Genomic DNA, 13,661 nt, shown 5'->3' with positions numbered 1-13,661 from the left:
CAGTCGGTCAACCGGCCGCGCCGCATGAACGACAACGCACACATGGAGTCATGGAACAAGTCGATGAAGTCGGACATGTATCACCGCCACCGCTTCGACAGTGATCGTTCGCTGCGCATGGCCGTCAACGACTACATCCAGTTCTACAACCACCAGCGCCTGCACTCGGCGCTTGGCTATCGATCACCGGTGGAGTTCGAGCAGTGCCGCTAGAGAATTGGTGTCCACTTTTTCGTAGGAACTGCCGCGTGCGATAGATCGTCTCGTGGGACACCTGACGTCTCGCATCATCGGGATAGGTGCGTTTGAGCCCGGCCACCTGCTCAGGCGACCACTGCCGCTGGATCTTCTCTGCCACGCGAGCGGCCAAGGCTCGATGCAGCGCCAGCTTACAGGTCTTGGGGCGCCGCGCCCTGTCCCAGGCGGTCTGGTCGGCTTGGCTGGCGCGGTAGCCTTCAGCGCCTTCGTTGCGACCGATCTCGCGGCTGATCGTGGATGGCGCCCGCCCCAGCAACGCGGCAATCGTGCGGATCGATCGTCCCGCCGCCAGGCCGCGGGAGACCTCCTCGCGCTCGGCCAGGCTCAGCACCCTCGGAGATCGACGCCTCACTGGCGGACGAATGCCGCCGTGCTCGGCCAGGATGTTCCGGACGGAGCTGTGGTGCTGATCGAACAGGGACGCAATCTGATGCAGGGACTCGCCCTGCTGCCAGCGATCCCACATCAGTGCCTTCTGGGTGTCGGTGTAGTAGATCCTCTTCCTGCGCTTCATTCGCAACACTCCTGCTGCCTATGCAGCTATCCGTGTGTTGCGTCGATCATATGAATCCGCGACCCGAAGCGGACATGGAGGCCCGGTCTACAGGGGCTGGCAGCCAGTCGGATCTGCGTCAGTGTTGATGGTGGCTACTGGTAACCCGCATGTATGTGTCTTGAGCATGAAATCCAGGCGTCCCTGCACGTACGGGATATCTTCATCAGCAGCCTGATCCAGGATCTCTTTCGCGAGCGCATTGAACTGAGGCCAGAACTGGGCTTCATGTCGGAGATGTTGCAGCCAGGACGGCATCATGGTTGCCAGTCGATCCAGTTCCGCATCGAGCTGCGCACGAGGTTTCATATCGGCGCGCGGGACCAGCTCGCTTCCACCCGATGCACATTGCCGTCGTCCACGAGTGCGAAACGCAATCCTGCCTGTTCGACGCCATCCAGTTGCAGCGTGGTAGCGCCGGCATCCTGTTGCCTGACGGAGATGACGTAGAGGCTGGATCCGAAGCGGTAGCGCAGTTCGTATTCCGTCCATTCGCGTGGCAGGCAGGGATGCAGTACCAGCTCGCCCCCGATGCGCTGCAAGCCCAACAACGACTCGGTCAGCAGGCGATACATCCAACCGGCGGAGCCGGTATACCAGGTCCAGCCGCCACGGCCGACGTGCGGTGCCACGCCATAGACATCGGCCGCGAGCACGTACGGCTCCACCTTGTAGAGCGCGGTAGCATCCGGATCCTGCGCGTGATTGATCGGGTTGATCATGCGTGCCAGCTCCCACGCCCGTTCCGTGTCGCCTTGATGCGCGAATGCCATCGCGGCCCATACCGCGGCATGCGTGTACTGGCCTCCGTTCTCGCGCACACCCGGAACGTAGCCGCGGATGTAGCCGGGATCTTTTGGGGTCTTGTCGAAGGGAGGGTCGAGCAACTGGATCAGCCCCGCCTCCCGCTTCACGAGATGGCGATCCAGTGACGCCATCGCCTGCCGAGCGCGCACCGGATCCGCGGCCCCGGACAACACCGACCAACTCTGCGAGATGGAGTCGATTCGGCATTCATCGCTCTGGCTGGAGCCCAGCGGCGTGCCGTCATCGAACCAGGCGCGCCGATACCATTGGCCATCCCAGGCATGGTCTTCCAGATTCCCCCGTAAGCGCTCGGCGTTCTCTGTGCATTCCTCGGCGAATGCCTCGTCGCCACGCATGCGCGCCACCCCGATGAAGCGCTGCAGCGTGTCGTAGAGGAAGAAGCCGAGCCACACGCTTTCGCCCCGGCCGGCCTCGCCCACGCGGTTCATGCCGTCGTTCCAGTCGCCGGTGCAGATCAGGGGGAGTCCACGCTCGCCGAGCAGACTGCAGCCGCGGCGCAATGCCAGCACGCAATGCTGGTAGAACGATTGCCGCAGATAGGACGTTGCGGGCATGTCGTAGTAGGACTCTTCGTCGGCACCCACCGGGCGACCGTCGACGAAGCCGACCTGCTCGTCCAGCACGCTGGCATCGCCGGTCACCTGCAGATAGCGGGAGGCGGCCAGTGGCAGCCACAAGTAGTCGTCCGAGCAACGCGTGCGCACGCCGCGCCCCTGTGGCGGATGCCACCAGTGCAGCACGTCGCCTTGCGGGAACTGATGGGCCGCACACAGCAGCAGGTGCGCACGGGTCAACGCCGGCTTGGCGTGCAGCGTGGCCATGGTGTCCTGCAACTGGTCACGGAAGCCGAATGCGCCACCGGACTGGTAGTAGCCGCTGCGTGCCACATAGCGGCACGCAAGGGTCTGGTACATCAGCCAGCCATTGACCAACGCATCGACGGCGGGCTCCGGTGTACTGACCTGCAAGGATGTCAGCAGTCCACGCCAGTGGATGCGGACGGCGTCCAGTGCGTCGTGCGCCCGCTGCGCGCCCTGCACGCGACGTGCCAGATACAGGGCATCCTCGTAGTCCTTGCCCATGCCGAGCCGGAAGACCGTTTCCGACGCCTCGCCATCGAGCAGCGACATCGGCACCTGGATGGCGGCGCACGGATCGAGCCCGACGCCCAGGCGGCCGGACAATCCCTCGCGCTGGAGCGCCGCGGGATCGGCCATGCTGCCGTTGCGGCCCAGGAATTCCGTGCGGTCGCCGGTGAAGCTGCAGCCGCTGGCATCGGTATCGAAGAACGCGACGCGACCGCCGAACTCGGTGTTGTAAGGGTTGCGAGCGGTCAGTACGCCGCTGGCGGCATCCTGCGCGGTGATGACGTGCATCTGCGATCTCATGCGCAGGTCACCCAGTGCCCATTCGACGTAACCGGTGGCAGAGAGACGGCGTGCGCGCCCGGACAGGTTGCGAAGCTTCAGTACCGAATACTTGACCGCATCCTCGACGGCCACATACACCCACAACTCGCTGGCGATGCCATCTTCGATGTGCTCGTACACGCTGTAGCCGAAGCCATGGCGAGTCCGGTACGCCCCACGGCCGCGACGCGGCAATGGCAGTGGCGACCATACATGACCCGTGTCTTCGTCGCGCAGGTAGAACGCCTCGCCACCACTGTCGGCAACCGGGTCGTTGTGCCAGGGCGTGAGGCGGAATTCATGCGCATTCTCGAACCACGTGTATCCCGCCATGCTCTCGCTGACCACCGTGCCCAGCCGGTCGTTGGCCAGTACGTTGGACCACGGTGCCGGTGTCGGCGCCCCTTCCCGGATGATGATCACGTACTCACGGCCATCGGCGGCGAATGCGCCGGTGCCGTTGTCGTGAACGAAGGCGCTGGCCACGGCCTCGAACGGCCAGGGGTCGTTCTCTTCGTCGACGTCCGCCGGCGGTGGCAGCCCGGTCGATGCCTCCCATGCGGGAAGCTCGACATGATCCTCATGGGGACCCTCCGTCAACAGCGGCGGCATGATCCGTTCGGCAGGCTCGCGACGACCGATCTGTGCAGCCAGCGAGCCTTGCTGATCGCTGATGATGACCCGCGCTACGGATTGCAGCAGGATGCGGTCTTCCTGCGACATCTGCTGTCCCGGGCGCACGAAGATGCCGCCCGGACGATCCAGCACGTTCGCCTCCGGATCGGCCGAGATCATGCCCAGGATCAGGTCCTGCAACTGCTGCCGGTAACCAGCCTGGCTCTCGTTCCAGATCACGAGATCCGCGCGCAGTCCTTTGAGGCGCCAGTAGGCGTGCGCCTGCACCATCTGCCGCACCAGTTCGATGTTGTCGGCATCCGAGATCTGCAGCAGGGCGATGGGCAGGTCGCCCGAGATCGCGTGACCCCAGAGCCCGGACTGGCCACGCTGGTTCTGCAGCAGGATGTCGGCGTCGGCGCGCAGCAGCGGGTGCGCATAGACGATCAGCCCGGCCAACCGTTCGTAAAGTTGCGCATCCGCCTGCGATGCATTGATCTGGCGGCGCACGACCTGGCTGTGCGTCCAGGCCAGGTCGAAGACGCGGTCGGCGAGGCGGCGATCGCGGTACTTTTCGATCAGTCCGGCGCAGGCTTCGCGGTCCACGCCTACGCCATGGACCATGTCGATCATCGCCGTCTGGCCGGGCGCCAGCTCGATACGGCAACGGATGGCCGCGATCGGGTCCAGTACGGAGCCTTCGCTGTCGGACAGCGCGTCCTGCTCCGCCAATGCCGCCGGCGTGCGCGGCGTGTTGCCCCGACCGAGGAAGCGCGCGCGATCGGTTTCGTACGAGATCGCACCGATATCCGCGTCATGCACCGCCACCAGGTGGAACATCCACGGCGGTATCTCGTCGTGCGCGCGCGGTCGGCGCGTGCACAAAAGCGCCTGTTTCTCGCGCAGGATCTCCGACTGCACGAACAGATTGCTGAACGCCGGATGCAGTTCGTCCGCGATGGCCGGCGCCAGCACCACCTCGGCATAGGTGGTGATCTCGATGGTGCGTGTCCGCCGGCTCCGGTTGCTCAGGCGCAGCCGGCGCAGCTCGATGTCGTCTTCGGCGGATATCGCGATCTCCAGGTGGCTCTCGTAGCCGCGTTTGCGACCCCGGAACTCGACCTTGGCATCGGAGAAGATCGCCTCGTACTGATCCACGGGCGCGCACGCCGGCTGCAGCGACGTGGACCAGAACTCACCGCTCTCCACGTCCCGCAGGTAGCAGAAGTTGCCCCAGTGGTCGCGCGTGCCGTCTTCGCGCCAGCGGGTGACCGCCATGTCGCGGTGGCGGCTGTAACCGCCGCCGGCGCTGGTGACCAGGCCGTGGTAGCGCCCGTTGGAAAGCAGCTGCACCGCCGGACGCGACATGCTCGGGTTGCGGAAGATGCGCAACTGGGTTTCGGCCTCGGTAGGCGCGGCGCGCGTGCCCAGCGTCTCGGCCTCGTGCGGATGGAACACGCCGGTATGCGGGATGCGCTCCTGAAGCAGCAGCAGGGTCGCCTGGAACTCCGCATCGGCCACGAAGCGCCGCTGCATCGGTTGCTGTCGCAGCAGATGGAGGAGCGACAGAAACCCCATGCCCTGGTGATGGGCCATGAAGGAGCGCACCACCACGCAATCCTGTCCGGGTGGAACGCGGGCCGGTGTGTAGTCGATGGCCTCATACAGGCCGAAGTGCCCACCGAAGCCGAGGGCGGTCAGTCGCTGCAGATTCTGGCAGGCCGCTTCCGGCGCCACCATCAACGCCATCATCGTGGCGTAGGGTGCGATGACGAGGTCCTGGCCCAGCCCGCGCTTCATGCCCAGCCCCGGTACGCCGAAGGCGCGGTACTGGTAGTTCATGCGCGCGTCGACGGTGTTGTAGCCCGACTCGGAAATGCCCCAGGGCACGTCATGGCGCTCGCCATGCTGGATCTGGGCTTCCACCGCATGTCGGGAGGTCTGGTCCAGCAGGGTCTCCGGGTAGCTGGGCATGACCAGCTGCGGCATCAGGTACTCGAACATCGAGCCGCTCCACGACAGCAATGTCGCGTCGCCGTTGACCTCGGTCAGCAGACGGCCCAGCGCGAACCAGCTCTCCTGCGGCAATTGTCCCTGCGCGATCGCCACGAAGCTGCACAGGCGTGCTTCCGACGCCAGCAGGTCGTAGAGCCCGTTGTCCAGGCGGTGTTCGTCCACGTTGTATCCGATCACCAACAGGTGGCGCGCCCGGTCGTAGAGGAACTCGTATTCCATCAGCGAGAACTGACCGGCGATGTGCGCCAGGCGCTCGAGTTGGTGGATCCGTTCCCGCGCGCGCCGGGTCGACAGCGCGCCGGCAGGGCCATCCTGCAGCTCGCGCAACGTGGGCAGGTGATCACCTGCCCAGGCGTCGGCAGCGGGCAGCAGGAACTGCAGCTCCGCATGCGCCGACCGGCAGCCTTCGACGAGCGCGGTCGGCCAATGATGCGGATGGATCCGGCCGGGACCGGCAGCCGGCCATGCCGCAACGATCCCTTCCGCGTGCACCACCAGGCGCGCCAGCATGCGTTCGGCATCGGTGGCGGTCGATGGCGGCTCCCATTGGGCCTGCGTCAGCACTGTGCGGAATTCGATCACCGCCAACGACAACGCATCGTCATCGGACGGCGTGTCCTCGACGACGTCTTCCAGCACGGCCAGGGTGTCGGCCAGCCCGTTGAACGTGTCGGCCGCCAGGATGGGTGCATCGGCGATTGCCAGCAGGCCCTGTCGCAAGGTCAGCAGATGTCCGGCGAGGTTGCCGCTGTCGACCGTGGAAATGTAGGCCGGCGGCAGCGGCTGCAACGTCTCGGTGTCGTACCAGTTGTAGAAGTGCCCACGATGGCGGGGCAGCATCTCCAGCGTGTCGAACGCGAGGCGGGTGCGCTCCATCATGCCGCCGGCCTGCAGGTAGCCGAAATCGTAGGCCGCCAGGTTGGCCAAGAGCGACAACCCGATGTTGGTCGGTGACGTGCGTCGCGCCACCACCAGCGCCGGATGCTCCTGCACGTTGTCGGGCGGCAGCCAGTGATCCTCCGCGCGCACGTACGTTTCGAAGAAGGCCCATGTCCGGCGCGAGAGCTTGCCCAGGAATGCCAACTGCGGCGCGGACAGCTTGTCGGTCCGTCGGGCCGGGGGGCGGCCAAGCCACGCCATCAGCACCGGCGACAGCAGCCAGAGCAGCAGCAAGGGCGTGGCCACCCACAGTGCGGCCGGCTGCTTCATCACCAGAAGTGCGGCGATGGCGGCCGAGATCAGCGGTGCGGGCGCCATGCTGTAGAGCTCCGCGCTCACGCCGCTGCCGAGACTGCGTTCGACTTCGCTGGACGGGTTCCACTGCAGCAGGTGCCGTCGTGTGACCACGAGGCGCCAGAGCGTACGCACGATCGCGCCCAGGCTGAAAAAAGCCTCGTACGGCAGGCAAGCCACATTGACGACCGCACGCCAGAATTGCCTCAGACAGGATTTCCCAACCTGCACCAGATGGGTTTCCAGCGGCATGTCCACCGGCAGGGCGACCACATCCCGCAGCGCCGGAAGCAGCACGGGCAGGGCCCACAGGCTCAGCAGCCACGCGGTCCAGGCGAGCGGCTCCGGCGAAAACAACCAGCCCAGCACCAGCAGGGCGAAGGTGGCCGTCGGCACCAGGCTGCGACGCAGGTTGTCGAGCAGCTTGCCGCGCGAGAGCCAGGACAATGGATTGCGCTCGAGCCCGCCACCGCGGCGCGGCACCCACGGCAACAACCACGGCAACAGCTGCCAGTCGCCGCGGATCCACCGGTAGCGCCGCTTCACGTCAGCCGCGTAGCGCGACGGATAGTCTTCGAACAGGCGCACGTCGCTGACCAGGCCGGCACGTGTGTAGCACCCCTCCAGCAGGTCGTGGCTGAGGATACGGTTGTCGGGAAAGCGGTCGGCGAGCGCATGCTCGAACGCATCCACATCGTAGATGCCCTTGCCGACGAAGGATCCTTCGCCGAACAGGTCCTGGTAGACGTCCGACACCGTGCGTGTGTACGGATCGATGCCAGGCTCGCTGCCGAACATGCGCGCATAGCGCGAACTCGGCCGCCCGCTGAGACTGGTGCCTACGCTGGGCTGGAGGATGCCGTAGCCGCGGACCACGCGCCGCCGCCGCGGGTCGAATACGGCCTGGTTGAGCGGGTGCGCCAGCGTGCCGGCGAACTCGCGCGCGGCGTCGCGCGGCAGTTTGGTGTCGGTGTCCAGCGTGATCACGTAGCGCACCTGCGCCAGCACGCCGATGTTGCCGGTCACCTGCAGGAAGTCTTCTCCCAGCCCGCCACGCAGCAGCCGGTTCAATGCCGCCAGCTTGCCGCGTTTGCGTTCGTAGCCCATCCAGCGCCGTTCGCGCGGATTCCACAGGCGCGGTCGATGGAAGAGGAAGAACAGGTCGCCGCCGCCTTCGTCGGCGCGTTCCGGCGCGTACCGGCGATTGAGCTGTTCGACCCGGTGCACGGCATGGGCCAGCAGCACGGCATCGCCAGGCAGCGACGCGTCGTCCGCATCCAGGAAATCCGTGAGCAGGGCGAAGTGCAGGTGGGCGTCGCGGTTGGCCAGGAAGCGTACTTCCAGTGCTTCGGCCAGACTGTCCACACCCTCCAGGCTGCCGAGCATGCTGGGGACCACCACCAGCGTGCGCGCCGTCGCCGGAATGCCCTTGGAGAAATCCATCCGGGGCAGGGGGCGGGGCGGCACCAGCAGGGTTGCCATCCAATTCACGAGCGCTATGCCCAGTTCGCTGAAGGCGAGGAGCGCGAGCGTTGCCAGCAGCCACGTCGGCACCGCATGCGCTGCTGACCCCGCCGTCAGCAGGCCGTGGGTGAACAGGCCGATGATGGTGGCGATCGGGAGCAGATAGACCGCCAGCGGAATCCGGCGCGGGCGCAAGCGGACCCGCCGCGCACCTGGCAATGAGGCCGTCACCGCCGCTTGCGTCTGGCTGACGCCATCGTCCACCAGATAGAAGCCGACGTGTGCCCGGTGATGGCCCGGCGCTGTCGTGGCGGCGGCCTGCGCCAACTGCAGCGCGATCTCCGCCACCGCGTCCTCACCGACATTCGCGAGCCGGGCGATCTTTTCCACCACGTGCCGGTAGCTGTCGCGGGTACTGAAATCCATCAGCGCGTACGTACGCGCCGGGTCCGCCCGGAGCGTGTGCTCGACCACGCTCATGTCTTCGACGAATTCCCGCCAGTCCATGTTGGCCAGGAAGCGCAGGCTGCCGATGCTGTTGCTGATCGATACCTGGTCCGCGGCCTGCTGCTGGCTCTCCAGATGCACCAGTTCCTCGATACGCAGGCCGCCGTCTGCCGCCCATTGCTCCAGCCAGGTGATCGGCATGGAGAACACGCCGCCACGTCCCTGCAGTCCCCGCGTCAGCTCGGAAACGAATGCGCCGCTCAGCGGTGGATCCGAACGCGCCATGTCGGCGACGACCAGCACCACGTCCTTGGGATTCTCCGCTGCCGTCCGGTTGAGTCGGGCAGCCCACTCGCTGGCCAAGCGGTGATCGTCGCCGTCGCGCATTACACGCACGGCCATGCGACGCAGATTGTCGATCAGCGCCAGTCGCAGCATGATCGGGATCGCCCACAGCTCGCCCAGCTTCAGCGGCGTGATGGACTGGTAGGAAGCGAAGAAGCGGCGCAGCGTTTCCGCGTCGATGCGGCCATCGCCGTGCGCGATGGCTTCCAGCGACAGGTCATACACGCGTGGCAGGCCGCTGGACGGACCCTGGCTCAGCGAGGGGAGTTGCCGGCTGTAGCCTGTCGGAAGATGCCGCCGCGCAGTGACGATCTGTTCTTCCACCAGATAATAGTTGTCCAGCAACCATTCGCCAGCCGGCGTGATACGCATGTCGTCCTGCACCATCCGCGTCAGCAGCGCGCAGACATCGTCCAGAAGGCCCTCGTTCTCGGTCAGTCTATTCAGCAGGCGCTCCGGCCCTGCATGCGCGCGCAACCGGTGCGCGCGCGCCAGCGCATGGCCATGCAGTTCCATCTGCTCGACGTTGAAGAGCTGCGCCCGCAATGGCGATTCCGCGCGCAGCGGCTTCTGGGTCGCGGCGCGGCGCCAGCGCCACAGGCGCCGGCGCAGGCGTAACCAACGGCTGAAGACTCTCCAGACCTGGGGCATCGGAAATCCTGTGGGGCGGCTGACCGACGTGGATCCCATCCTTGCACGCATATCAGCAGGTGGATGTGAAGGGCGCGGCCAAGCCAGTCCTTCAACTGAGCGCGGCTGGCGCAAGCGCTGCATACGACGGTTCGTTGAGCCTGCACGCATCCGCGGTGCGCACGGAACGAAGGTCTAGACGGGAATCGGTGTCAGCGTGAACAGGTAGCCGCGCGCATCCAGCATCGCGCGCAGGCGCTCCTCGGCGGCAACCGGGTTGAACGTGCGCCGCACCCATAGGCCGTAGCATGGTCGGCGACCATCCGTTCCGCCCAGCTGCACGCGGCGGCTCACGTGTATATCCATGGACTCGCACGCGGTCGCCCAGAGCAAGCGCAGATCGTCCGGCCCTATGGACTGACGGGTACCCAGCTGCAGGAGGAAGACCTGCGTGTGTTCGCGCCTCATGCGCTTTCCTGGCCGGCATTCATTCGCGTGCGCCGGCCGGGTACTTGAAGCCAGGCCAGTCGGGATGCCGCGACGTTTCATACCACTGTTGCGCACGCGCCATGGCTTCCGGCCTGGAAAGATCGGCCTTGGCGAAGAAAAACCAGCGTACGTTGCTGCCCGAGCCCTGCTCTTCGTGGACAAGACGATACGCATTGACACGCGTATCCCGCTCGGGATCGAGCCGTCTGCCGATGAATTCGACACCGAGGGACGAGATGATCAGTGAGATGCTGCTCATGACGCGGCCTCCGCAGCGGCTCGCGGAATGCCACCATTATCTTTGGTGTAGCACTGCGATTCGCTTCTTCTGCCCCAGAACTGCCACGCTCTTCTGGCGTGCTGGCGGCACGGAGCCACTACACGCTGTAGGACGCCGTGGCACGCCATGGCGCGCGGCGGCGGTTCTGCATCGGCTGGAATCGGCCATCCTTCATTCTCCGCGCACTCGACGGCGTGATCGTTCAAGAGTCGGGCGAGGCGCTGGAAGGCGTGGACACCCAGGACGACGCGATGCGGTTTGTTGCTCATGGCGGCTCTCGATCTTGTGCGAGCCGGCACACTGCGGGCGCGGAAGTTAGCCAGTCTCGGAATTCCGCGTGTCACCAAGCTAGCACGTCGGGATAGCGAGCCGCGTTTTTTCTTGAGCCTATAGCGTCACGCGGCGGTAACGTTGGGAAGCGCACGGTGCAGACGTTGCGGCGCAATGTCGTGCCCGCTGCCAAGCCAGCCTTGCTGTCTCCCACTCTCCGCATTGAGCTGGGCTTGGCGCCACGCCGGGTCAAGGCCGACACGGTCGGCCTGTTGGCGAAAGCTCGATTCGCATGGGATTCCACGGAGATATTTTCTTCGTGAAGAACGCAAATCGTCCGTCACGCAGAGTTCTCACTGTTCGGCGTACCTAGAAGACCCGCCCAGCCAGAGGATTCACATAGCCATGGCATCTTCCCCGAAAGTCAGATCCGATCAGGTTCACGAACTTCTGTTGCAAGCACTTGAGACCGAACGAGGCGGAATTCTGATCTACACCGCTGCCGTCAACGCTGCGGTCAACAAGGATCTCAAGAAGGAGTGGAGCGGGTATCTGGACGAGACCCGCACCCATGAAGAAGTTCTCATCCGTGTTTTCAAGCAGCTGGAGATCGACACCGAACAGCAGTCCGCGGGACGAAAAGTGGTCGCGCACTTGGGAGCGGCACTCGTCAAGGCGATTGAGATGGCAGTCAAGACCGGGACGCCAGAAGCAGCGCAACTCGTGGCTGCCGAGTGCGTGGTTCTTGCCGAAACCAAAGATCACCAGAACTGGGAGCTGATCGGGAAGGTAGTCGAGCAAGGAGGAATGTTGGCCAAAGTGCTTGGACCGGCCTATAAGGCGGTGGAGAACGATGAGGATCATCATCTTTACCACACGATGGGCTGGTGCCGGGAGCTATGGATCAAATCCTTGGGTATGCCCCCTGTCCTGCCTCCACCTGAGGAGGTCAGGAAGGTCGAAACGGCTATCGGAGCCTCGCGCGCAGAGCAACGCCGGGACGAAATGCTTGGCCATCATAAGCATTGAGTGCTTGGACTTGCTGCGACGCTCATGGGCATCGGGACGAAAGCCAGACGCATGCACGCGTATCCACGCGTGCATGCGGACCTCAGGAATCAGTACTCCGATTTCCAGCTTCCTGCAGCAGCGTTGCGAGTCCGCTGAAGTCGATAGGAAGTTCCCGCAACTAGTCGCTTGATCTCATCGCCCAGTCGCCTGTAGTCATCCGTCGAGGCGAAGAATGAAATCTTCTGGCCCACGATGGTCACTTCAGCCAAGTTCATCTGGCCCAGAAGTTGTTCGACCTCCTCTCGGAAGAGACGGATCCAACTTTCTGAAGGCTCGATATCCAGGCTGATGACAATTGCCTCATCCACCTTGCTGTTCACCTTGTTCTCCAAGGCCGGCACGTCGATATCGACAATCCGGGGGAAGCGGCCGTCCATTGACGAATCTCGATTGAGAATTGGTTGATCTTACTCCTGTACCCGTAGGCTGCCCTTGCCAAGTTTCTGTCCTTTGATGGTCGGCGCCCACGACAGATCCAGGGCGTTGCTTTGGTGCGTAACGCCAGAGCTGCCAAGGATATGAGACGATCCTTGCTACGTCGGGGGCGAGATCTTGACCGACGGCGCCCTCCCGACGAGCTTATTCTCCCACCTGGTCGAACATGCGCCTGCAAGCGGGATGCGAATTGGTTGTCGAATCCATCGAGGACTGCGCGGTGGTCGCGATGCTGCGCCCGCGCAGCGGTGAAGCGCAGTGGCTGATCAGTGAAGCCTATTCGTTCGAGCCGCACGTCCGGCCGACGGAGTTCGTCGACGTGTTCGGCAACCTCTGCCAGCGCTTTGTTGTGCGGCGCGGACGCATGAAAATCCGCGCCGAGCTCGAGGTCGAGACCGAGCGCGACATCGCCATCGCGCCGTGGGTCGCGCCGGCATCGGCCGCGTTCTTGCCCGATTACGCGCTGCAGTACCTGTTGCCGAGCCGCTACTGCCCGAGCGACCGTGCGTTCCAGCAGGCGCAGGCCATCGTGGAGGCTGCCGGCTCCCGTTCCGGCCAGGTCGGCGCCATTGTGGAATGGATCCGCACGCACATCGCGTACCGGTACGGCGTGAGCGACCCCAGCACGGACGCGCTTGGAACCATGGAAGCAGGGGCGGGCGTCTGCCGCGACTACGCCCACATCGGGATCATGCTGTGCAGGAGCCTGCGCATTCCCGCACGCATGGTGGTGGGCTATCTGTACGAGCTGGAACCCATGGACCTGCACGCTTGGTTCGAGGCCTACCTGGACGGCCGCTGGTACACGTTCGACCCGACGCAAGCCGCGCCCCGTGGCGGCCGGATCGTGGTTGCTTACGGTCGCGATGCGGCCGATGTGGCGTTCCTGACCAACTACGGTTGGCTGCAGACGGTGGACATGCAGGTATGGGTAGGTGAGCGGACCAATGACGTTTCACCCTCATTCTCGGGTGATGCTGGATAACCGTCGAGCCCCCTTTCAAAGCGTTGTGTTTACTGCGGAGCAGGGCCACGTCCGCTTCGGGTCGCGGATTCATATGATCGACGCTGAATCGCCCCGGGTTCAGTAGACATCTCCAAGCCGTACATTACGGCAATCATGGAGGTGTGTATGAGCGGCAAGCGGTATTCGGATGAGTTCAAGGCCGAGGCGGCGAAGCAGGTGATCGATCAGGGGCGTTCGGTGCGAGAGGTCTCGACCCGGCTGGGAGTGAGCATCGACTCGCTGTACGCGTGGGTCAGAGAGCAGCGCAAGGCACCGGCTACGCGGCAGGCGGATGCCTCGTTGGTGGCGGAG

Annotated in this window: 9 protein-coding genes and 1 pseudogene; 4 read left to right on the top strand and 6 right to left on the bottom strand. The window is 64.8% G+C overall.

The features are described from left to right. A partial coding sequence (locus tag AC04MD_RS20170; protein WP_475498912.1) for an integrase core domain-containing protein occupies positions 1 to 213 on the top strand: 213 nt, incomplete at its 5' end. Between the two features lie 34 nt (positions 214 to 247). Here the strand turns inward: AC04MD_RS20170 and AC04MD_RS20165 are convergent. The 5 genes and pseudogenes from AC04MD_RS20165 to AC04MD_RS20145 form a co-directional block, all read right to left on the bottom strand. Beyond that, positions 248 to 772: pseudogene (locus tag AC04MD_RS20165) on the bottom strand (transposase); the annotation flags it as partial. An 87-nt stretch (positions 773 to 859) separates the two neighbouring features. Next, positions 860 to 1,120 carry a hypothetical protein gene (locus tag AC04MD_RS20160; RefSeq protein WP_475498982.1) on the bottom strand — a complete coding sequence of 87 codons (261 nt, stop codon included), beginning with the start codon at positions 1,118 to 1,120 and terminating at the stop codon, positions 860 to 862. Beyond that, positions 1,117 to 9,819, bottom strand: coding sequence for a glycoside hydrolase family 94 protein (locus tag AC04MD_RS20155; protein ID WP_475498981.1), 8,703 nt, complete (start codon positions 9,817 to 9,819; stop codon positions 1,117 to 1,119). Before AC04MD_RS20155 ends, AC04MD_RS20160 begins: the two co-directional genes overlap by 4 nt. Positions 9,820 to 9,993: 174 nt before the next feature. Continuing rightward, positions 9,994 to 10,266: a hypothetical protein gene (locus AC04MD_RS20150; RefSeq protein ID WP_238391268.1), complete on the bottom strand. Its 273-nt coding sequence runs from the start codon at positions 10,264 to 10,266 to the stop codon at positions 9,994 to 9,996. A gap of 19 nt (positions 10,267 to 10,285) precedes the next feature. Then, positions 10,286 to 10,546, bottom strand: a complete 261-nt coding sequence (locus AC04MD_RS20145) for a hypothetical protein (RefSeq protein ID WP_162338157.1) — start codon at positions 10,544 to 10,546, stop codon at positions 10,286 to 10,288. 696 nt (positions 10,547 to 11,242) lie between these two features. Between AC04MD_RS20145 and AC04MD_RS20140 the strand changes: the two genes are divergently transcribed. Beyond that, positions 11,243 to 11,866: a hypothetical protein gene (locus tag AC04MD_RS20140; RefSeq protein WP_475498980.1), complete on the top strand. Its 624-nt coding sequence runs from the start codon at positions 11,243 to 11,245 to the stop codon at positions 11,864 to 11,866. Between the two features lie 89 nt (positions 11,867 to 11,955). Here the strand turns inward: AC04MD_RS20140 and AC04MD_RS20135 are convergent, their stop codons facing one another. Further along, positions 11,956 to 12,285: a hypothetical protein gene (locus AC04MD_RS20135; RefSeq protein WP_162338158.1), complete on the bottom strand. Its 330-nt coding sequence runs from the start codon at positions 12,283 to 12,285 to the stop codon at positions 11,956 to 11,958. A 224-nt stretch (positions 12,286 to 12,509) separates the two neighbouring features. Between AC04MD_RS20135 and AC04MD_RS20130 the strand changes: the two genes are divergently transcribed. Both AC04MD_RS20130 and AC04MD_RS20125 read left to right on the top strand, forming a co-directional pair. Beyond that, complete coding sequence (locus AC04MD_RS20130) at positions 12,510 to 13,328, top strand: transglutaminase family protein (RefSeq protein WP_162338159.1); 819 nt, start codon at positions 12,510 to 12,512, stop codon at positions 13,326 to 13,328. A 147-nt stretch (positions 13,329 to 13,475) separates the two neighbouring features. Next, the coding region (locus AC04MD_RS20125; RefSeq protein ID WP_475498540.1) for a transposase at positions 13,476 to 13,661 on the top strand (186 nt) is incomplete at its 3' end.

It is taken from the genome of Pseudoxanthomonas sp. LjRoot206, from assembly GCF_056175725.1.
The sequence above is the reverse complement of the archived record's forward strand: the minus strand, read 5'-3'. Positions and strand labels throughout refer to the sequence as shown.